15 protein-coding genes and 1 pseudogene are annotated in these 20,566 nt (G+C 67.4%); 6 read left to right on the forward strand and 10 right to left on the reverse strand.

What is annotated here, in order from left to right:
- Nucleotides 1-116 precede the first annotated feature (116 nt).
- A complete protein-coding gene (locus E3O22_RS04770) occupies nucleotides 117-1,571 on the forward strand; it encodes a polysaccharide biosynthesis tyrosine autokinase (protein ID WP_166784557.1) in 1,455 nt (484 codons plus the stop codon).
- Nucleotides 1,572-1,658: 87 nt separating this feature from the next.
- Here E3O22_RS04770 and E3O22_RS04775 read toward each other — a convergent pair whose 3' ends face one another.
- The 10 genes and pseudogenes from E3O22_RS04775 to E3O22_RS04815 all read right to left on the reverse strand — a co-directional run bounded on the left by E3O22_RS04775 (nucleotide 1,659) and on the right by E3O22_RS04815 (nucleotide 14,700).
- On the reverse strand, nucleotides 1,659-3,731 hold the full coding sequence (locus E3O22_RS04775) for an endo-1,3-alpha-glucanase family glycosylhydrolase (protein ID WP_134393997.1): 2,073 nt from the start codon (nucleotides 3,729-3,731) through the stop codon (nucleotides 1,659-1,661).
- Between the two features lie 235 nt (nucleotides 3,732-3,966).
- The gene (pip, locus tag E3O22_RS04780) at nucleotides 3,967-4,923 is read right to left on the reverse strand and encodes a prolyl aminopeptidase (protein WP_134393998.1); all 957 of its coding nucleotides are present in this window, start codon (nucleotides 4,921-4,923) and stop codon (nucleotides 3,967-3,969) included.
- A gap of 46 nt (nucleotides 4,924-4,969) precedes the next feature.
- Complete coding sequence (locus E3O22_RS04785) at nucleotides 4,970-5,653, reverse strand: response regulator transcription factor (RefSeq protein ID WP_134393999.1); 684 nt, start codon at nucleotides 5,651-5,653, stop codon at nucleotides 4,970-4,972.
- A complete protein-coding gene (locus E3O22_RS04790) occupies nucleotides 5,650-6,927 on the reverse strand; it encodes a sensor histidine kinase (RefSeq protein ID WP_241976518.1) in 1,278 nt (425 codons plus the stop codon). The genes E3O22_RS04785 and E3O22_RS04790 overlap by 4 nt, the downstream gene beginning before the upstream one ends.
- A gap of 10 nt (nucleotides 6,928-6,937) precedes the next feature.
- Entirely contained in the window at nucleotides 6,938-7,819 is an 882-nt protein-coding gene (locus tag E3O22_RS04795) for an ABC transporter permease (protein ID WP_134394000.1), read from the reverse strand.
- The gene (locus tag E3O22_RS04800; RefSeq protein ID WP_134394001.1) at nucleotides 7,816-8,748 is read right to left on the reverse strand and encodes an ABC transporter ATP-binding protein; all 933 of its coding nucleotides are present in this window, start codon (nucleotides 8,746-8,748) and stop codon (nucleotides 7,816-7,818) included. Before E3O22_RS04800 ends, E3O22_RS04795 begins: the two co-directional genes overlap by 4 nt.
- 201 nt (nucleotides 8,749-8,949) lie before the next feature.
- Nucleotides 8,950-11,106 carry an acyl-CoA dehydrogenase gene (locus E3O22_RS04805; protein ID WP_166784565.1) on the reverse strand — a complete coding sequence of 719 codons (2,157 nt, stop codon included), beginning with the start codon at nucleotides 11,104-11,106 and terminating at the stop codon, nucleotides 8,950-8,952.
- A gap of 474 nt (nucleotides 11,107-11,580) precedes the next feature.
- Nucleotides 11,581-11,919, reverse strand: a pseudogene (locus E3O22_RS16685) (class I SAM-dependent methyltransferase); the annotation flags it as partial.
- 57 nt (nucleotides 11,920-11,976) lie between these two features.
- On the reverse strand, nucleotides 11,977-14,004 hold the full coding sequence (recQ, locus tag E3O22_RS04810) for a DNA helicase RecQ (RefSeq protein WP_166784558.1): 2,028 nt from the start codon (nucleotides 14,002-14,004) through the stop codon (nucleotides 11,977-11,979).
- Between the two features lie 39 nt (nucleotides 14,005-14,043).
- A complete protein-coding gene (locus tag E3O22_RS04815; protein WP_166784559.1) occupies nucleotides 14,044-14,700 on the reverse strand; it encodes a copper resistance CopC family protein in 657 nt (218 codons plus the stop codon).
- 70 nt (nucleotides 14,701-14,770) lie between these two features.
- On the opposite strand from E3O22_RS04815, the gene E3O22_RS04820 reads away from it, so the two are divergent.
- The 5 genes from E3O22_RS04820 (at nucleotide 14,771) to E3O22_RS04840 (ending at nucleotide 20,551) form a co-directional block, all read left to right on the forward strand.
- Nucleotides 14,771-15,691 carry an EamA family transporter gene (locus tag E3O22_RS04820; RefSeq protein WP_134394004.1) on the forward strand — a complete coding sequence of 307 codons (921 nt, stop codon included), beginning with the start codon at nucleotides 14,771-14,773 and terminating at the stop codon, nucleotides 15,689-15,691.
- Between the two features lie 175 nt (nucleotides 15,692-15,866).
- Nucleotides 15,867-17,051 (forward strand): ABC transporter substrate-binding protein, encoded by a 1,185-nt coding sequence (locus E3O22_RS04825; RefSeq protein WP_134394005.1) that lies wholly within the window; start codon nucleotides 15,867-15,869, stop codon nucleotides 17,049-17,051.
- Nucleotides 17,052-17,053: 2 nt separating this feature from the next.
- Nucleotides 17,054-17,926, forward strand: coding sequence for a branched-chain amino acid ABC transporter permease (locus E3O22_RS04830; RefSeq protein ID WP_166784560.1), 873 nt, complete (start codon nucleotides 17,054-17,056; stop codon nucleotides 17,924-17,926).
- A 4-nt stretch (nucleotides 17,927-17,930) separates the two neighbouring features.
- Nucleotides 17,931-19,847, forward strand: coding sequence for an ATP-binding cassette domain-containing protein (locus E3O22_RS04835; protein WP_134394007.1), 1,917 nt, complete (start codon nucleotides 17,931-17,933; stop codon nucleotides 19,845-19,847).
- Nucleotides 19,844-20,551 (forward strand): ABC transporter ATP-binding protein, encoded by a 708-nt coding sequence (locus E3O22_RS04840; protein WP_134394008.1) that lies wholly within the window; start codon nucleotides 19,844-19,846, stop codon nucleotides 20,549-20,551. Before E3O22_RS04835 ends, E3O22_RS04840 begins: the two co-directional genes overlap by 4 nt.
- The last annotated feature ends 15 nt before the right edge of the window (nucleotides 20,552-20,566 follow it).

A 20,566-nucleotide genomic window follows, 5' to 3' on the forward strand; every position in this document is an offset into this window, starting at 1 on the left:
GCCGCATGAGACGTCGGGCTATCATGTGCTCATAGTGGCACGCATATGCCCCCCCTACGTGGGTCGCTGTGATAACGAGGTTCTTGATAGAGTCTCAGTATTGGCTGGTCAATCCGGTGCCGCTCGACACGGTGAAGGGCGAACGCGTGGATCAACGTGGATTCTGGAACCTCTTGCGATCTCGATGGGTTGCGCTCGTCACATTCACCATTCTTGGCGTCATCGCCGCTTCGGTCTACGTGCTGACCACCGAGCCTGAGTACTCCGCGGAAGCAGAGTTATTCGTTTCGGCAATCGGTAGCGATAACACCAGTGACCTCGCGCAGGGCAGCAATTATGCACAACAGCAGGCCCGCAATTACAGCATCATGGCGACCCGCCAGATCGTCTTGGACCCTGTGATAACCGCGCTTGGATTGAAAACCACTGTCGGTGAACTTGGTGATCGGGTATCTGCCTCGGTGCCACTGAACACGTCTCTCATTTCGATCGCTGTCACGGATACCTCGCCGGACCGCGCCGCCGCCACTGCCGACGCGGTGGCGACGAGTCTGGTCAATACGGTGATCCGTCTGGTCCCGAAAAGGAGCGACGGCACTACACCACTACGCCTCGAGTCCGTGCAGAGTGCGACGACACCCACCGCGCCTTCCGCCCCCAGCCCGTCGATCGCACTGGCATCCGGATTGCTGGGCGGCTTCGTTGCCGGGCTCGGCTTCATTCTCCTGCGGGAGCTGACGAGCGCAAAAGTGAGAACCGCGGAACAGCTCAGGCAGTTTGGTCTGACACTTCTCGGGACGATTGTGTACGACCGCGGGAGTGTCAACAACCCGCTGGTCCCGCAACGAGGCTTCAGCCCCATTCGGGCCGAGGAATTCAAGCAGGTCAGAACGAACCTGCATTTCCTCCAGGCGAATGAGCGCCACAAGGTGTTCGTCGTCACCTCGTCCATTCCCGGCGAAGGAAAATCCGTCACGGCGGCGAACCTCGCCATCACACTCGCGGCCTCCGGCAGCCTGGTGTGTCTGGTCGAAGCGGACCTGCGGAGACCGTCCCTGGCCGACTATTTCGACCTCGAGGGATCGGTCGGTCTTTCGACTATTCTGGCCCACGACGCCGACGTGGATGATGTCCTCCAATCCTGGGGGCCGGACGGCCTCCAGATCCTGTTGTCAGGGCAGGTTCCCCCGAACCCGAGCGAACTGCTTTCCTCCACACACGCCCAACAGGTTTTCGCCTCGCTGCGCGACCGGTTCAACGTCGTCGTCATCGACTGCCCGCCTCTCCTGCCTGTGACTGACGCAGCTATCCTCGGAAGGTATTTCGGCGGGGCAGTTCTCGTCGTCGGGTCGGGAAAGGTCGAAACGCGGGAACTCCGGAAAGCCGTCGAGAGCCTCAAAACGGCAGGGACTCCGGTGCTCGGCGCGATCCTGAACCTGGCACCCGCTCGGCTTCTCGGTCGAAATCGAGGCAGGTATTACATGCCGCACACGGCGGCGGAGCAGGAGCCGTCACGTCAGGAACAATCCGTCCGCAGCCACGAGGAAGAAGTCGCACTCCGCAAACGGTAGCGATGTCACACGATCTACTCGACGCAAAAGGGTGCTGCCGACCCGCAGGCAGTTCGGCAGCACCCGGCTATGTTCCGATGATCCTGGTTACTGGGTCCTGCTGCTTGCGGCGTAATACTGCAGATCCTGCACGACAGGGCGCGCAACGACTGTGTGAGGAGAGGTGACCGCGGCGATCTGCGCCCCGTTCCGGTCTGCACTCGCACCGACCGTGCCCAGCGCCAGCGGGAACGTCCTGCTTGATTCTCCTGCCGGCGCCTCGAACGATGTCTTTTTTCCTCCGATTGAGACCGTGACCGTCGCCGGTGCCGTGAGGAATGTGAGCACTCCGACGGTATCCCGAGGCTTCATGGCTGTTCCGCTCAACGTGGGCGACATGAGCTGCTGCGGCGTGGTCGGCGTCGCTGCATAGGGCTGAATCCGGTGCGTCAAGTAGATCGAGTCGTTGACGATAGCCGGCGCCGAGCCCTTCTTGAACTGGCTCAGGTAGTACGCGTTGATATCAAGGAAGGCCTCGCCGTGCGCTGCCGAAGGAGCAAACGACGTGCCCTCGGAGTAGTCGTTCCACGTGACCAGTTGCACCAATTCAGAACCGTTCGACAGCGCCCGTTTCCAGGACGCCTTCAGGGTTTCCGTATTGCCGGCTTCGTCGTAGAGGTAGCTTCGGGGCCGGACGTCCTGGACGGCAACGGGAGACATCCACTTCACGCCGAGTGCTCGTGCCTTCGCCGCGTAGTCGGGACCGTTCTCGATGGTCACCGGCGTCCGGGTTCCCCAGTTGCTCAACGAATAACTGATCGGTGCAAAACTCTTCAGGTTCTCGTCACTGGCATTAAGGAATACGGCGATGAACGCCGTCTTGATTCCATACTGCGAAGCCAACGTCGACTTCAGCTGCCCCCACCAGACCGCGTTCTGACGCTCGGCGGCGAAGGAGGAGAGAACGAATTCGCCTGTACTCAGACGATAGGTGGCCGGGGACTTGTATAATTCGGCAAGTTTCGCCGCGATGGTCGCGATGCTGGCCTTTCCGGCGCTGGCCGTCATATCCAGGTTCGGGACAATGGTGAAGTTTCTGCCGGACTGCTCCGCGCCCTGCACCAAATCGAGTGTTCGCTCCCAGTTGAGGCCGGACAGACTCATGATGTCGACGGTGAAGCCATCGATACCGGCATCTGCCGCGTCGGTGACTTCCTCTTTCATATCAGTGAGTTTCCAATCCCCCGAGCGCGGAGCGCGAGCCTCAGGGCGGTCGCGCAGCAATCCGCCGTAGTTGGCGTGGATGCCTCCCTCGCCCTGCGAGGTGAGGTAGTTGATCGCGTAGTAATCGGATGCGGGTGCCTTGTTCTCGATGGAGATGGGGTACGGCGGAAAGTAGTGTGCAAAGACCTTTTTGCCGGTGGTGTTCGGCCCGGGAACCGCGAATGACAGGTTGTCGGATCCGGTGGCCGAGCCGGTGGCCGAGCCGGTCGCCGAGCCGGTCGCCGCGCCGGTCGCCGAGCCGGTTGCCGCGAGGACGAGCTTCAGCGTGGGGCGCGCCTCCCCTTTGCCTACGAACGAGGTGCTGACAAACTTCTGGGCGAAGCGCACCTCGAACGCAGTCGACCCGGACAACGCTGTACCGTTCAGACCCGAGAGCGGCACAGAAATTGTCTGTCCGGTCAGAGCCCGAACCGATGCCCCACTCAGTTCCGTGTCGATGTGGGCCGGGCGGTTCGACTCAGTCAGAGACGACGCGCTCCAGTCCGAGGAGACCGGATAGACCTGCACGCCAGGTGCGGTAGAGGTGGTGCTGGCGACTTTCAAGTCCAATGTCGCCGACACGACGCTCATGCCCGTGTACTGTGCCGTGTCGAATTTGAGGAAGGTCTTGTCAGCCAGCGACGTGGCGCTGACGTACGGCGTGGCGTTCTGGGGTGTGCTGGGTTCGCGGATAGTGGTCCAGGTGGCCTCCCCCGCTTTCACTGCGATCGGGGCAGCGGCGACAGCCTGGGGAGAGGTCACCGCCGACGCGGGCAACGGAACGAAAGCCGATAGGGCCAGCACTGTCGCCGCAAGGACGGCCGTGAGTTGCCATAGCTTGGCGAGACGTGGCTTGCCATTGGGGTGCCGGTTCAGGAATTTGATCGGGGTTTTTTGGGCAGCGTAAAGAGCAGACATACAACATCTCAAGATTGTGCGCGATCGAGAGCGCGAGGGATGTGACCCCCGAAGAGGGGCCACCTGAGCAATATTCGAATGCTATCGAAGGGTAGTGCGATTACCAAATAAAACGAGAGTGTCAAGGGCCTGGACAGACCACCGGCAGGGATTATTTCGACGGGAGCGAGCACATATTCAGGACCGCCGTCCGACCGGTCTGGGCCTGCTGTCGCCGGGATTCTCCCGGCCGGCCTCAGGCCGCGAAGCGGTCCGTGGCCTCGATGATCGCGTCCAGGTTGCCGGGCTCGTCGAAGGAGTGACCGGCATCCGGGATCAGCCTGAAATCGGCCTCCGGCCAGTTCTGGTGCAGCTCCCAGGCTGTGAAGGCGGGGGTGCACATGTCATAGCGGCCCTGCACGATGACGCCGGGGATGTCCTTCAGCCGGTCCGCGTCGCGGATCAGCTGATTCGGCTCGAACCAGCCCGAGTTGGTGAAGTAGTGGTTCTCGATCCGGGCGAAGGCCACCGCGAACGCCGGCTCGGTGAAACGCGCGATCGTGTCGGGTTGCTGCAGCAGCGTGATGGTCGAGGATTCCCAGGTGGACCAGGCCACGCCGGCCCGCTCGCGCACGTACTGGTCGGGGTCGTGCAGCAGGCGCTTGTAGGCCTTGATCAGGTGGCCGCGCTCCTCCAACGGAACCGGGGCGATGAAGCTCTCCCAGAGGTCCGGGTAGATCGCCGCGGCGCCGCCCTCGTAGAACCAGTCGAGTTCCATCGGGCGCAGCGTGAAAATGCCCCGCAACACGAGTTCGGTGACCCGGTCCGGGTGTGTCTCGGCGTACGCGAGGCTGAGGGTGCTGCCCCAGGACCCGCCGCAGACCAGCCAGCGATCGATGTCGAGGTGCTCACGCAGTTTCTCGAGGTCGGACACGAGGTGCCAGGTGGTGTTGGTGGTGAGGTCGGCGTCCGCCGCGCTCGCGTGCGGCGTGCTCTGACCGCAGCCACGCTGGTCAAAAAGGATGATGCGGTACTTTTTCGGGTCGAACACGCGGCGCTGCTTCGGGCTCGATCCGCCGCCCGGCCCGCCGTGCAGGTAGACGGCCGGCTTGCCGTCGGAGTTGCCGGATGTCTCCCAGTAGATGGTCTGCCCGTCACCGACCTCGAGAAGTCCGGTTTCGTAGGGTTCGATCTCGGGGTAGAAGGTGCGCATACCCCCGAGCCTATTCGCCGGGTGCGCCGGCGCGGAATCGGGCCGGTCACGGAGTGACGAGGCCGAGCCTGTGGGCGAGGATGACGACCTGCACTCGGTCACGCAGCTCAAGCTTGGCAAGGATGCGTCCGACGTGGCTCTTGACGGTGGACTCGGATAGGAAGAAACGTTCGGCGAGTTCCGGGTTCGACAGACCCTCCGCGACCGCGAGGAAGACCTCGTGCTCCCGCTCGGTGAGCAGGCCGAGTCGGCCGGCGTCGGCATCCGCTCCGGTGACGTCGGTCTCCCGCTCTGCCCCCGGAAGCTTTGCTCCGAACAGGTCCAGCATGCGCCGGGTCACCCGCGCCGAAACGGAGGCGTCGCCCGAGGCCACGGCCCGGATAGCCGCGGTGAGTTCAGCGGGCTGGGCGTCTTTCAGCAGGAACCCGCGCGCGCCCGCGCGGAGGCCACCGAAGGCGTACTCGTCGAGGTCGAAAGTGGTGAGAATGATGATCCGGCTGTCGGGGCACGCGGCGGTGATCCGCCGTGTGGCCTCGATACCGTCGATTCCGGGCATCCGCACATCCATCAGAATGACGTCGGGATGCAGGCCGGCGGCGAGTGCGATCGCCGCGGCGCCGTCGCCGGCCTCGGCCACCACGGTGAAATCGTCCTCGGCCTCGAGCACCATCCGGAAGCCCGTGCGCAGCAGCGCCTGGTCGTCGACGAGCAAGATCCGGATCGGCGTCATGCCCGTTCCCCCGTCTCGTCGACCGTCATCGTCGCGCGCACCTGCCAGCCGCCGCCGGGACTGCTCCCGGCCACGAGGGTGCCATCGTAGAGCGCAACGCGCTCACGCAGCCCTATGATTCCCCGCCCGGCAGTCGACGACGGCACTGTGGCCGACGCGTTCCGGCCGTCGTCGGCGATGACCACCTCGAGCCGACCCGGCACCCGGGTCAGTCGCACGGTCACCGCGCTCGGATGCGCCGAATACCGCAGCGCGTTGGTCAGCGATTCCTGCACGATCCGGTAGACCGTCAACTGCAGACTCTGGCTCCCGGGAATGCGCCCGGTGAGTTCCAGCCGGGCGGGCAGCCCGGCGGCGCGGAACGATTCGACCAGGTCGACGAGCTGGTCGGCGCCGGGTTGGGGCCGGAGGGGGACATCCGTCCCCTCGGGGTCGCCCTGCTCCTGAGGACCCTCACTCAGCACGCCGAGCAGCCGGCGCATCTCGGACATCGAGCCACGGCCGGTCCGGGCCACCTCGCGCAGCGCAGCGCGCGAACGTTCCGGGTCTTTGACGAGCAGCGCGTCGGCCCCGTCGGCGAGCGCGACCATGACCGAGAGGCTGTGCGCGATGATGTCGTGCATTTCCCGGGCGATGCGCCCGCGTTCGGTGATGCGGGCGAGCTGGGCCTGCTGGTCGCGCTCCCGAGCCAGCTGTGCGGCCAGTTCGACCAGCGCGGCCACGTAACGCTTGCGATCGCCGACCGTGACGCCGATCAGGGTGGCCGCGAGCATGAGGACCGCGGATTGGGAGGCGACCGCGAGCCAGGATGCGTAGCTGCTCGCGCCCAGAAAAGCACCCAGGGCGCCGATGCCGATCGCCACGGCGAGGCCGAACCATGCGCTTCGCACGCCACGGTAGACCGCGGCGGTGTAAAGCGCGATCAGCACGGGCAGGGTGTCGCCCTGGCCGGGGAAAGCGGCGACCAGTCCGGTGCAGGTCACCCCGAGCACGAGAAGCGGGGCGTGCCGTCGGACCAGCAGTGCGGCCGTGATGACCATCACCACGGCGGCGGTGATGAGGGCCTGCGGCGGCAGTCCGGGCCCGGCCTGCCGTGTCAGGTCGATCAGGAAGCCGACGGCCATCGGCACGAAATAGGCGCCCGCGACCAGCGCGTCGCTGAGCCACGGATGCCGCGCCCAGAACCGTCCGGCCACCCCCGGCGGTGTCGGCAGACGCAGTTCACCCTCGGTCGGCACAAGCTGCCGACCGAGGGTGAGATGTGATTCGGTCATTCAGAGGACTCTACGCGTCCCTCCGCTTCAACACCGCAGCGGCAGCGACCAGGCTGACCGCGAGCCAGCCGAGGACCACCAGCAGGTTGACCCACCACTCGATCGGCACCGGGCTGAACGACATCAACCCGAACATGTTGATGCCCGCGTTCGACACCAGATACGGCAGCACCGTGGCGGCCCACGGGGCAGCGATCACCTGGAACACCATCGGCAGCAGCAGCACGATGCCGAGCACGACCGCGATGCCGCCGGCCCCGCTGCGCACGATGGTGCCGATGCCGAGGGCGAAGACCGCGATCAGGGCCAGGTAGAGCGCCCCGCCGAGCACCGGCAGGAACACGGCTGGATCCGCGATGCTGACGCCCAAGCCCTGCCGGGAAAGCACCAGCGACGCCACCAGATAGGAACCGAGGTTGGCGGCCAGCCCAACCACGAAGGTCATGACGAACAGCACGGCGGCCTTCGCCGCGAGGGCGGGCAGCCGGCGCGGCACCGCGGTCAACGTGGACCGAATCATGCCGGTGGAGTATTCGCCGCTGATGGTCAGCGCACCGAGGACGGCCACGATGAGTTGGCCGAAGAACACCCCGAATGTCGCGGTCTGGGCGATGAAAGTCGCCTGGTCCGCCGCGGGGATCATCGAGGCGTCCGCACCCTGCAGGTCGAGAGTGGAGGACATGACCGCCGCGAGGGCGAGCGAGACCACTACGAGCAGGGCGTACGACCAGGCCGTCGAGCGCACGCTGCGCAGCTTGATCCACTCCGACCGCAGCAACCCCGTCGCGCTCAGGCCGTGCACAGCGGATGCGGCGCCGGGCACGGTGCCGTCCGCGGCCGGGGAGGAGGAAGCAGCGGGCGCGGGCGTCTTGGTCGCGGTTGTCTCGGTCATCGTCCGGCCTCCTGCAGTTGCGCGGAGCCGCTGGCGCGGTACTCCACCTCGTCTTGGGTCAGGGCCAGGTAAGCCTCCTCGAGTGACGCGCTCACGCCGGTCAGCTCGTGCAGCACGATACCCGCGGCGGCGGCCTGTTCGCCGATGTCACCGGCCGAAATGCCGGCTACCTCGAGCAGGTCCTGCTCTCCGGTAGTGACGGTGACGTCGGGCTGGGCGAGCAGGGCCGCGAGCTGGGCGGACTGAGGGGTGCGCACGCGCACCCGGTGCGTGCCGGCCATGCCGATAATCTCGGAGACCGGGGCATTCGCGATCAGCTTTCCCCGGCCCAGCATGATCAGGTGGTCGGCCGTGAGAGCCATTTCGCTCATCATGTGCGAGGACAGCAGCACGGTGCGGCCCTCCACGGCGAGGTGCCGCATCAGCTGGCGCACCCACTGCACGCCCTCGGGGTCGAGCCCGTTGACGGGCTCGTCGAGAATCAGCACCGCAGGGTCGCCGAGCAGCGCCGCTGCGATACCGAGGCGCTGGCCCATGCCGAGGGAGAAGCGGCCGACGCGCGTGCGGGCGACGGCTCCAATCCCGGTGAGCTCGATCACCTCGTCGACCCGGGCGGCCGGGATGCCGTGGGTGACCGCCAGGGCCAGCAGGTGGTTGCGGGCCGTGCGGCCGGTGTGCACGGCCCTCGCGTCGAGCAGCACGCCCACCTCGCACAGCGGCGCTCGGTGCTCGCTGTAATGCTTGCCGTTGACCGTGACCGATCCGGCGGTCGGCCGGTCGAGTCCGACGATCATGCGCATGATGGTGCTCTTGCCGGCGCCGTTCGGACCCAGCAGGCCGGTCACCTTGCCGGGCTGCACGGTGAAGTCGATCGCGTCGACCGCGGTCTTGCCGCCGTGCCGTTTGGTCAGGGACTGTGCCTGAATCATCCGTCTCCTCGTTGTACATCGGTGGGGCCGGTCTCACCGTGTGAGATCGGCACGACATCGACGCTACGGGGGGACGGATGCTGCACGCATCGGCCCGGCGGACGCTTGTGCGCCCGCCGGCCTCGTACCTGGGTACGACACGACGGTGCCCGTTCCGGTAGAGAGCGGCCGGCGGAACGGGCACTCTTCACCGGATCGGGGCTACCTCTTGGCGGGAGCCTTCTCGGCGCGGGGAGCGGTGCCGTTGGCACGCTGGGTTTGGTAGTAGTCCCTGGCCTCGTTCTGGCGCTCCTGCTCGGCACCGCTGGCGATTGCCGACCGGAGGTGGTCCTGGCTGTAGCCGAAGGCGTCGACCAGGTCGACGGAGTGGGGACGGAGCCGGGCGATGATGCGGTCGATGTAGGCCGTGACCGACTGTGCCCGCTTGGCCGACAGGCGCCCGTGGATCAGGTACCAGGCCAGGTGCTTCTCTACCAGCCCGAGGCCGAACAGGTCGCGCAGCCAGGTCAGGACCTGCTTCGTGCCGGCGTCTTCGGCGGTCTCGACCGCCCGGGTGAACGCCTCCCACTGCAGCAGCTCGCCGTGCGAACGGGCCGCCTCGATCAGCTGGTCCTGGTTGGCGTTGAAGAGGGCCGCGGCTTCCTTCGGTGCCAGCTTGCCGGCCGAGCGGAGCTTGCCCGCTATCTCGGCGATCATGGTTTCGACCCGGTTGGTGAGCAGCTCCCGCTGCACCGCGGTGTCGCGGAGGTGGCCCACGGAGCGAGCGGTGGAGCCGAAGTCGGAGACCGCCTGGCCCAGGGTGCGGAGCCCGGTACCGTGGTAGGCGCGGCCGGCAGCTTGCTGCACGACGTAGCGGGCGAGCACGCCCGGGCCGGCGGACGCGAACTTGCGGCTGTAGTCGGTGAGCAGACGCTTCGCGACGAGTTGCAGGAGCACGTTGTTGTCGCCCTCGAAGGTGGCGAAGACGTCCAGGTCGGCGCGCAGGCCGACCAGCCGGTTCTCGGCCAGGAATCCGGCGCCGCCGCAGGCTTCGCGGGCCTCCTGCAGGGTGTCGAGAGCGTGCCAGGTCGAGAGCGGCTTGAGGGCGGCGGCAAGGGTTTCGAGGTCCTGCCGGTCGGCATCCGTGTCGGCCTGGCCACTGAAGACCTGATCGAACTTGACCAGGAACTCGTCGTGGGCGAACGTGTGCGCGTAGGTCGTGGCCAGGCGCGGCAGCAGACGGCGCTGGTGGCGCTGGTAGTCGAGGATGACCTCCTCGTCGGTGTCGCTACCGGCGTTGAACTGGCGGCGCTGGCTGCCGTAGGTGATGGCGATCGTGAGGGCCATCGCCGAAGCCTGGGTGGCGGCGCCGTCGAGCGAGACGCGGCCCTGCACGAGGGTGCCGAGCATGGTGAAAAAGCGGCGGCCGGGGCTGGAGATCGGGCTGGTGTAGGTCCCGTCCTGGGCGACGTCGCCATAGCGGTTGAGCAGGTTTTCGCGGGGGATGCGCACCCCGTCGAAGTGGAGCCGCCCGTTGTCGATGCCGTTGAGGCCGCCCTTGAGTCCGTCGTCCTCGCCACCGATGCCGGGGAGGAAATCCCCGGACTCGTCGCGGATCGGCACCCAGAATGCGTGCACTCCATGGTTGACGCCCGCGGTGATCAGCTGCGCGAAGAGAACGGCGGCGATGCCGTCCTTCGCGGCGTTTCCGAGGTAGTCCTTCCACGCCGCGCGGAACGGGGTGTCGATAACGAATTCCTGCGTGGCAGGGTCGTAGGTCGAAGTCGTGCCAATGGCCGCGACATCCGAGCCGTGGCCGGTTTCGGTCATCGCGAAGACGCCCGGGACCTGCATGGTCATGATGCCCGGCAGGTAGGCGTCGTGGTGCTTCTTGGTGCCGAGGTGCAGCACGGCCGCGCCGAACAGACCCCACTGCACGCCCGCCTTGATCTGCAGGCTGGGGTCGGCGGTGACGAGTTCCTCGAACCCGGCGATGTTTCCGCCGTGGTCGTCGGCGCCGCCCAGGTGCGTCGGGAACGCGCGGTGCACGTGCCCGTTCTCGGCCAGGATCAGGAGCTGGCCCAGCACGCGTTCGCGATGCTCGGCCATGGATTGGCCCTCGATGCGCTGCAGTTCGGGCTTGGCCGTGAGCTCGCGGGCCAGCAGGCGCACGTCGGCCCAGGTGCCGAGCAGCTGTCGGTGCAGCGACTCGATGTTGACCGTGGGTGCACCGGCCTGGCCGGCGATCATGACCGGGCCGGTGTCGACGCCGGGCGCCACGGGGGGCGTGACGGCGACGGTCGTGGCCAGGGTCGCGTCCGTCTTCTTGTCCGTCTTGGCGGGGGTAGTGCTGTTGGAGCGCTGAGCAGTGTCAACCATCATTGGTCCTTCGTCTTCGCGCGAACTCGAAATTTTCTTACACGCTAGGCGGCTCTCACGAAGCGGGGAAATAGTGCGTGACGGGCCTACAACGAAGCATGCTCCGCCCGGCATTCGTCTTGTAGGTTTCCTCAGCGCTAAAGGGTCTGACGGCACGGTTACCCACAAACGGGGCACCACCTCTGCCGGAGCGAGGGCCCGGCCGCTCCTGACGGCACAGGTCGTCGGGGTGCGGGCGGTGACGTGGAAGAGGTGCCAGTGGCGAGGGCCGAATGCGGACTGGCCGGGGCGGTCGTCTTCGACGAGGCCGACGACGTGCAGCCCGGCCAGGAGCGCCTCGACCTGGCCGCGGTCATGGAAGTTCATGTCTGCGCGGCCGGCCCATTCATCGTGGGGGCCGAAGAATTCTCCGGCAAACCAGGCGCCGGGCGTCAGCGCCGCGCGGATGCCCGCCCACAGGTCGGGGAACACCGCGGGGTCGCAGAAGGGCAGGGAAAACCCCGCATAGACGAGGTCTGCGGCGGGCAGCTCGGGGAGGTCCTCGAAGCGGGACCGGTGAAAGACCAAGCGGGACTGCTCTGCGGCGCGCAGGCCCGTCCGGACCCTGACCTCGGAGCCCGGGTCGGCGTCGAACGCGTGTACGGTCCAGCCGGCGGCGAGCAGGTGCCGGGTCTCGGTGCCCGCACCGCAGCCCAAGTCGATCGCAGTGCCGGGTGGGGCGGGTGACGCGTCGGCACGGAGGTCGAGGGCACGGAGCAGCACCGCACGCGGAGGGCGACCGGCCTGAGCGTTGAAGTACTCGGTCCAGTCCATTACCTAGTTCTACCCGGTTTCGCGGGATGCTGCGGGTTGGGGCAGGGACGGGAGGCGTCAGGTTCCGGCGGACACGACCTCGAGGAGGGCGGCACCGTAGGCGTCGAGCTTCTTGGCACCGACGCCGGAGATGCCGTCGAGGTCGGCCAGGGTGGCCGGCTTCGTCGCGGCGATCGCCAGCAGGGTTGCGTCGCCGAAGATAATGTAGGCCGGCACGCCCTGCTCTTTGGACTGGGCGGAGCGCCAGACCCGCAGCGCCTCGAACAGGGTCTCCTGCTCGGGGCTGAGATCGGCCGCGGCCGCCTTCGCGGCACTTTTGCGGGCCCCGGCCGCGGGGCGGGCGGCCCGTTCGGGCTCGGTGCGGAGCTCCACTGTGCGGCGACCAGCGAGGACCTCCGCGGCGGCATCCGTCAGCACCAGGGTACCGTATTCGCCGGAGGTGGCCAGGAAACCCTGGGCGAGGAGCTGCCTCACGACGCCGCGCCACTGCTGGTCGCTGAGGTCGGCGCCGATGCCCCAGGTGGCCAGCCGGTCGTGGCCGTGCTGAGTGGTGCGCGGGGTCACCTTGCCGCGCAGGATGTCGATAAGCTGCCCGGCGCCGAAGCGCTGATTACGCTCGCGCAGCAGGCGCACCACGGTGGAGAGCAGTTTCTGTGCGGGGACGGTGCCGTCCCAGCCGACGGGGGGTTCAAGGCAGGTGTCGCAGTTGCCGCACGGCTCGCTGGACTGGCCGAAGTAGCGCAGCAGGTTGACCCGGCGGCAGCTGACGGTCTCGCAGAGCGCGAGCATGGCGTCGAGGTGGGCGGAGAGCTTGCGCCGGTGGCCGAGGTCGCCAGGCGACTCGTCGATCATGCGGCGCTGCTGCACGACGTCTTGCAGGCCATAGGTGAGCCAGCCGGTGGAGGGCAGGCCGTCGCGGCCCGCGCGGCCGGTCTCCTGGTAGTAGCCCTCGACGGACTTGGGCAGGTCGATGTGGGCGACGAAACGCACGTCCGGTTTGTCGATGCCCATGCCGAACGCGATCGTGGCGACGATGATGACGCCCTCCTCACGGAGGAACCGGGACTGGGTGCGGGCGCGCACCCCCTGGTCGAGGCCCGCGTGGTAGGGCAGCGCGTTGAGCCCATTCTGGCGCAGGAAGTCGGCGGTCGCCTCGACGGTCTTGCGACTGAGGGCATAGACAATGCCGGCATCCGTGGGGTGCTCGGCCTTGATGAAGGCCAGAAGCTGCTTGCGCGGCTCGGCCTTGCCGACGATGCGGTATTGGATGTTGGGTCGGTCGAAGCTGGCGACGAAGTGCCGGGCAGCGCCCATCTGTAGCCGGGTGGTGATCTCTTTATGGGTGGCGTCGGTGGCCGTGGCGGTGAGAGCGATGCGCGGAACGTCGGGCCAGCGGTCGGCCAGGTCGGACAGGGCCAGGTAGTCGGGCCGGAAGTCGTGCCCCCACTGCGACACGCAGTGGGCCTCGTCGATGGCGAAGAGGGCGATGGTGCCGCGGTCGAGGAAACGCTTGGTGGCCTCGGAGGAGAGTCGCTCGGGGGCGACGTAAAGCAGGTCGAGGTTGCCGGCGAGATAGTCGCGCTCGACCGTGCCCCGCGCAGCGGAGTCCTGGCTGGAATTGAGGAACGCGGCGCGCGCGCCCACGGCGGTGAGCGCGTCGACCTGGTCTTGCATGAGGGCGATCAGCGGCGAGATGACGATGCCGGTGCCCTCCCGCACGAGCGAGGGGATCTGATAGCACAGGCTCTTACCGCCCCCGGTGGGCATCAGCACGACGGCGTCGTTGCCGTTGATGACCTGGTCGATGATGGCGGCCTGCTCGCCGCGGAAGGAGTCGTAGCCGAAGACCGTGCGCAGGGCCTCGCCGGCCGTCGCGAACTTCGCGGTGGCGCGGCGGGGCGGGGTGGCGGGTACGCGAAGGGCGGATGCGCCGGCACCGGCGCGGCCTGCCGGGCCCGGCCGGTCCGGGGCAGGTTCCCACTCCCTGGCTCCGCCGGCATAGCCGTCGGGCGGTGGCGGGGCGTCGAATTCGTCGGGTGGTTCGAACTCGTCAGGATTCCACGGTATTTCGGCGTTCCAACTCACCCGGCAACTCTACCTTCGCCTTCCGATGGTGCGGGTCTGCTACGCGGGCTGGTCGGGCCGCTCGGGCTGATTCGGTGGGCGAGGCGCGCGTCGGCGGATGGCGAGGAGGGTTCCCGCCACGGCGACGAGGACGGCACCGAGGGCGGCGGCGAACCAGACGGCGACGAGGGGGGCTTCGGCGGGGGCGATGGCGCGTGTGTCCGTGGAATCCGGGGGAGCAGCATCCGCCGCGGCGTCCGCGGTCTCGGCACAGACCGGCTTGGCCGGGGACCCTTCAGCCAATGCCTGGTCGGCGGCCGGTTGCCAGGTGAAGGTGAAGTCGCCGGACACCGGATGCCCGTCGATCGAGACCCCCTGCCAGGTCACCGTGTACTTGCCCGGCTGGCCCAGCTGGGCCTCGGTCTCGACGGTTGGACCGAGCAGGCTGATACAGCCGTCACCGTAGTAGAGAGGCGTGGCCACACCGGAGGGCCCGCTGATGAGCATCCCGCTGCCCGCTCCCCCGCCTCCGAGGTCAAGCAGGGCATCGTTCGTCGTCACTGTGAACAGCGAAGGCTGTTCAGTCACGACGGCGCCCGCGGCCGGGGAGGACCCGCCCACGGAGTTGTGGGCCGATGCCGGGGCGGCGGACCACCCCAGAACCGCGGCGCCCAGCGCGAGCGCTGCCCACTGCCGTGCCCTGTTTCCTCGTTTCACAGCGACCTGTCTCCCCGCCTCACACAGTTGTGGGTTTCAGGATACCGGCCACTCGCTAAACTCATTTTCTATGCTTACCGCGGTCCTCGGCCTCACCGGCGCACTCATCTTCGGGAGTGCCGACTTCCTTGGTGGGCTCGCCGCCAAGCGCATGAGTTCCCTGCTCGTGACGGCCGTCGCCGCGGCATCCGGGCTCGTGGCCCTGCTGCTCGCCCTACCGTTTGTGGTAGGGGTCTGGTCGCCGTCGGCCGTTCTGTGGGGCGGATTGTCCGGAGTCAGCGGCGCAATCGCGATCTCGCTGCTCTACGCCTGCCTCGCGATCGGGCCGATGAGCATCCTCTCGCCGCTCACGGCCGTGGTGTCGGCGGTCGTGCCGATGACGGTGGGGCTGGCCGGCGGCGACCGCCTCGCCCCGATCGGCTACTGGGCGCTCGGCCTGGCGCTCGTGGCGGTGCTGCTCGTGGGTTTCGTTCCCGAGCGCGGCGCCGTGCGGCCGAGCCTGCTCGGCGTGCTGATGGCCCTCGGCTCCGGCACGATGATCGGCGCCTTCATGGTGATGATCGACCTGACCCCCGCGGACAGCGGGCTCGTGCCGCTGGTGATGAACCGCGCGGTGAATGCGGCGATCATGTTCTCGGTGGTCGGGCTGCTCGCCCTGGTCGCGTTGCGGCGGCGACGTTCACTGGTGACGACCGCGCCGATGACGGGTTCGTTCAGACCGGTGACGGATGCCGCGCCGCAGCCCCGCTCGACGCTCACCATCGGGCTGCGGCTGGCCGTGGCCTGCGGCGTGATCGACGTCGTGGCCAATGTGTTGCTGCTGCTCGGCATGCGCGCCGGGGACCTCAGCGTGATGAGCGTACTCACGGCAATGTACCCGGCCGGCACGATCCTGCTCGCCGCCGTGGTGCTCCGGGAACGGATCGCACCGGTGCAGTGGTTGGGCCTCGCGCTCGCCCTCGGCGCGGCCGGAATGCTCGCGCTGGCCTGACGGACCGGGCGGCGACGGACATCCTGTCACCGCCGACACCGTCACCCACTCGTTACGAACGACTGCCTCGGGACCCTTGCCGCGCGCAGCGATGCCACGGTACTGTCAGGCCCACACCTGAATTAGTGAACGACTGGTCGGTCACTAATTATCTGTTCCTCTGAAGGAGATTCCAATGAAGAAGTCTCGTCTGCGTTTCATCGCGCCGATTGCCGTTATCACAGCCCTTGCGCTGGCCGGATGCAGCACCTCGAACCTGGGGGGAACGGCCAAGGACGACCCTGCAGCGGAGGCCGGCCCGATCAAGATCGGCGCGGTTCTCGACGTCACCGGCGTCGGCGCCAGCCTCGGCGTGCCGGAGCAGAACACGCTCACAATGCTGGCCAAGCAGCTCAACGACGACGGCGGCATCGACGGCCGCGACGTCGAACTCACCATCATCGACAACCAGTCGACCGAGGACGGCGCGGCCAAGGCCACGAGCAAGCTGATCGAGAGCGACAAGGTCGACATCATCATCGGTGCCTCACGCACCGGGCCCAGCCTGGCCATGCGCCCCATCGCGGAAGCCGCGAAGATCCCGATGATCTCCGTCGCGGCCAACGTGGCCATCGTCGAGGGCTCGGAGTGGGTCTTCAAGACCGCGCAGAACGACGTGGTCGTGCTCGAGCGCATCCTCGACGACGCCGAGGCGAAGGGATACACCAAGCTGGCCCTCGTGCGCGACGCGAGCGGTTTCGGCGAAGGGGTCGCGGAGTACATCACGGACCTCGGCGCCGAGCGCGGCATCACCCTGGTCATGACGGAGGCCTTCGAGCCGAGCGCGACCGACTTCACCCCGCAGATGACCAACGTGCGCGGCTCGGACTCCGACGCCGTCATCATCTGGGGCATCAACCCCTCGGCCGGCCTGGCCCAGAAGGCCTATGTGCAACTCAGCGTGAACAAGCCGGTCTACCACTCGCACGGCATCTCGAACCAGGCGTTCTTCGACGCCGCCGGTGACGCCGCTAACGGAGTCATCGCCCCGATGGGCCGCCTGCTCGTCGCCGACCAGCTGGCGGCGGACAACACCCAGCGCGAGGTCATCGAGCAGTTCCAGGCGGACTACAACGCGGCCTACGGCGAGCAGCCGTCCGGTTTCGCGGGCCACGCGTTTGACGCCTGGCACATCGCCGTCAACGCGATCGAGGCCGCCGGCACCGACGCGGATGCCCTGCGCGACGAACTCGAGAGCGCCCAGTGGACCGGGATCTCCGGAGTCTTCCAGATGACCGCTAAGAACCACTCCGGCCTCGACGCCTCCGCCCTCATCCTGGCTGAGGCCGAGGATGGTCGTTGGAACCTCGTCAAGGACTGATCGTGCTTACTGATTTCCTGCAGTTGACGGTGGCAGGGCTTTCACAGGGCTCTGTTTACGCCCTGCTCGCCGTCGGCCTGATCGCCGTCTACACGGTCCGCCACGTCATCAACATCGCCCAGGGTGAGTTCGCGATGCTGGCAGGACTCGGGAGTGCCTGGCTCGCCGCGGCCGGGATGCCGCTCCTTCTCGCGGTCCTGGTCGCCATCCTCTCGGTGACCCTGGTGGCCATTGCGATGGAACGGCTGATCATCGCGCGGGTGAAGAAGCTGACCCCACTCACATCCATCATCCTGACCCTTGGCGTCTCGACTCTGCTGCAGGCGATCATGCTCCTGGCCTGGGGGCCCGAGGCCAAGGGGGTGCCCCTGTTCCCGGGGACCAACATCCTGATCGGCGGGGTGAGCATCCGTTCTCAGGAGTTCTGGATGATCGGCGCCCTCGTCGTGGTCGGCGGCGGAATCGTACTCTTCTACGAGAAGTCGCGCTGGGGCAAGGCCCTGCGGGCGTGTGCGGAGCAGCCCGTTGCGGCGCGCATCGTGGGGATCTCACCGGTCACCGCGTCAGTCCTGGCCTTCGCGATTGCGGGTTTCGTCGGGGGTGTCGCCGGCGTGGTGGCTTCCCCGATCTACCTCTCGCTCTGGTCGGGCGGCGTGCTGCTCGGCCTCAAGGGCTTCGTCGCCGCCGTCCTCGGCGGCTTCGTCTCCTTTCGTGCCGCGATCGTCGGGGCTCTCCTGCTCGGCGTGATCGAGGCCTACGTGGCCGGGTACGTCTCGTCCGGCCTGAGGGACGGCGCCGCCTTCCTCATCCTCATCCTTGTGCTCGTCGTCCGTCCCCAGGGCCTCGTTCTCAAGCCCACAGCGGTCAGGGTGTAGCGAAATGACACATGCAACCACACCTAGCCTCGCCGGGACGCGCCCCCTCCGCGCGCGTTTCTGGGCGAACAACAAGAGCACGCTGATCGGCTGCGGCGTGCTCGTCGCGCTGATGATCGTGGTCCCCTTCACGGCCAGTTCCTCGGTCATGAACATCGTCGTGTTCGCCATGATCTTCGCCCTGCCGGCCATCGGGCTCAACCTGCTGATGGGTCTGGCCGGGCAGGTCAGCCTCGGGCAGGCCGCGTTCTTCGCGATCGGTGCGTACACCCACGCGATCCTGCTGACCAAGCTCGATCTGCCCGGCCCGGTCGCGGCCACCGTCGGTGTTCTCGCCGCGATGCTGGTCGCCCTGCTCGTAGGCCTTCCGCTGATGCGCCTGCGCGGCCACTACCTCGCGCTAGCGACGCTGGGGCTCGGCTTCATCGTGATGATCGGCGTGCGCGAATGGGATGTCACCGGACGAACCACGGGCATCTACGGCATCTCGCGACCCACGGTGCTCGGGATCCCGATCGACAACAGCGGCTTCTTCCTCTGGTTCGTGACGCCGTTCGTGGTGATCGGGCTCATCCTGGCCCTCAACCTCACCCACAGCCGTGCCGGTCGCGCCCTCTCGGCCGTCAACGACTCCGAACTCGCCGCCGAGAGCCTCGGCGTCAACACCTATGCGCTGCGGCTGAAAGTCTTCGTGCTCTCCGCCGGATTCGCGGGTCTCGGCGGCGTGTTCTACGCCTACCAGGTCGCAATCGTGAGCCCCGCCACCGCCGAATTCCACCTGTCGGTCTCGATCCTGCTGATGGTCGTCATCGGAGGCCTGGGATCGGTCTGGGGCGCCGTCGCGGGCGCCTTCCTCGTGCAATTCCTCGGCGAGGGCATGCGCGACGTCATCCCGGCCATCTTCCCCGGCGCCACCGGAGAGGTGCAGTTGCTCGGTTACGGTATCGTCCTGATCCTGGTGATCCTGCTCCTGCCCGGCGGCCTCCACCAGGCGGCGACCACGCTGTGGCAGAAGTTGCCGTTCGGCGGAAAGCGCCCACCCGGCGACGCGCATGCGCACGTACCGGAGGATGCCACGACGATCCCGCAGCTCCCGGCGGTCAGCACCCCTGTCGCGGCCGGTGAGCCGATCCTCGTCCTCGAGGGACTGAGCAAACGATATGGCGGCGTCGTCGCCGTCAACGATGTGAACCTCACCGTGCCGGCCGGCAGCATCCTGGGTCTGATCGGCCCCAACGGTGCCGGCAAGACGACCTGCTTCAACATGATCTCCGGAGCACTGACCCCAAGCGAAGGCACCGTCACGTTCCTCGGCCAGGTCATCTCCGGCCGCAAGCCGCACGTCGCCGCCGCGCACGGGCTGACCCGCACGTTCCAGAACCTGCAGGTTTTCACCTCGACGGATGTCGTCGGCAACGTGTACATGGGCAGGTACCGCAAGGGAAGCGCGGGCGTCCTCCGCGGAATGCTAGGGCTGCAGTCGGGTGAGCAGAGCACCCACCGCGCCGCGTCCTTCGAGATCCTGCAGTCGATGAAACTCTCGGATGCCGCGGACGACTCGGCCTCAGATCTGTCGTTCGGCAAGCAGCGAATCATGGAGGTCTGCCGGGCTCTGGCCGCCGAGCCGGCCCTGATCCTCCTCGACGAGCCGATGGCCGGCCTATCCGGCGCGGAGCGCGAGGTGATGGCCGAGCTGCTGCGCCGGCTGCGGACCGCCGGGCTCACGATCGTGCTCGTCGAGCACGATGTGGCGCAGGTGATGTCCCTCGCCGACCATGTCGCGGTGCTCGACGACGGTGTGCTCATCGCGCACGGCGACCCGGAGTCGGTGCGCAACGACCCCGCCGTGGTGGTTGCCTACCTGGGCACGGACCTCGACGAGGCCGAAGCGGAACTGAACGAATTGGAGGAGCACGCATGACGCTGATCGTTTCCGGACTCGACGCCGGCTATGGCAAGCTCGCGGTGCTGCACGAGGTCAGCTTCGAGGTGGCGCGCGGGGAGATCGTGGCCGTGGTGGGCTCAAACGGTGCCGGTAAGACGACCCTGCTGCGAGCCGTCAGTGGTCTCATCCGGCCCACCGGGGGCAGCGTGACCCTCGAGGGTCGCACGATCACCGGGAAGCCCACGGAGAAGATGGCCGGATTCGGCCTGACCCATGTGCCCGAGAACCGGCTGTGCTTCCCGACCCTCTCGGTGCGGGACAACCTCATGCTGGGTGCCTGGACGAAGAAGGGCCACGGCGACGTCGACTCGATCCTCGAGCTCTTCCCCCGGCTGCGTACCCGGATGGGTCAGGCCGCCGGAACCCTCTCGGGTGGCGAGCAGCAGATGGTGGCCATCGGGCGCGGCCTGATGGCGGACCCGACGGCGATCATGTTGGACGAGCCGTCCATCGGCCTCGCGCCGAAGGTGGTCGCGGAGATCATGGACGTGCTCTCCCGGCTCTGCGTCGAGAAGCAGCTCGCGGTTCTCCTCGTGGAACAGAATGTGCGCGCCTCGTTCAAGATCGCGCACCGGGCAGTGGTCATGCACCGCGGACGGGTGGCCCTCACGGGAACCCCGGCCGAACTCGTGGAACTCCCCGAGGTGCACAACGCCTACCTGGGTGGCGCGGCCGTCTAGCGGCATCCGTCGCCC

The sequence above is a fragment of the Cryobacterium sp. TMT2-18-2 genome, from assembly GCF_004402245.1.
In the GTDB taxonomy this organism is placed as follows: Bacteria; Actinomycetota; Actinomycetes; order Actinomycetales; family Microbacteriaceae; genus Cryobacterium; species Cryobacterium sandaracinum.

Excerpts from the sequence above, each read along its gene's own strand:
- E3O22_RS04775 (WP_134393997.1), bottom strand. The coding sequence starts at position 3,731 with ATGTCTGCTCTTTACGCTGCCCAAAAAACCCCGATCAAATTCCTGAAC.
- pip (WP_134393998.1), bottom strand. The coding sequence starts at position 4,923 with ATGCGCACCTTCTACCCCGAGATCGAACCCTACGAAACCGGACTTCTC.
- E3O22_RS04785 (WP_134393999.1), bottom strand. The coding sequence starts at position 5,653 with ATGACGCCGATCCGGATCTTGCTCGTCGACGACCAGGCGCTGCTGCGC.
- E3O22_RS04790 (WP_241976518.1), bottom strand. The coding sequence starts at position 6,927 with ATGACCGAATCACATCTCACCCTCGGTCGGCAGCTTGTGCCGACCGAG.
- E3O22_RS04795 (WP_134394000.1), bottom strand. The coding sequence starts at position 7,819 with ATGACCGAGACAACCGCGACCAAGACGCCCGCGCCCGCTGCTTCCTCC.
- E3O22_RS04800 (WP_134394001.1), bottom strand. The coding sequence starts at position 8,748 with ATGATTCAGGCACAGTCCCTGACCAAACGGCACGGCGGCAAGACCGCG.
- E3O22_RS04805 (WP_166784565.1), bottom strand. The coding sequence starts at position 11,106 with ATGGTTGACACTGCTCAGCGCTCCAACAGCACTACCCCCGCCAAGACG.
- E3O22_RS04820 (WP_134394004.1), top strand. The coding sequence starts at position 14,771 with ATGCTTACCGCGGTCCTCGGCCTCACCGGCGCACTCATCTTCGGGAGT.
- E3O22_RS04825 (WP_134394005.1), top strand. The coding sequence starts at position 15,867 with ATGAAGAAGTCTCGTCTGCGTTTCATCGCGCCGATTGCCGTTATCACA.
- E3O22_RS04835 (WP_134394007.1), top strand. The coding sequence starts at position 17,931 with ATGACACATGCAACCACACCTAGCCTCGCCGGGACGCGCCCCCTCCGC.
- E3O22_RS04840 (WP_134394008.1), top strand. The coding sequence starts at position 19,844 with ATGACGCTGATCGTTTCCGGACTCGACGCCGGCTATGGCAAGCTCGCG.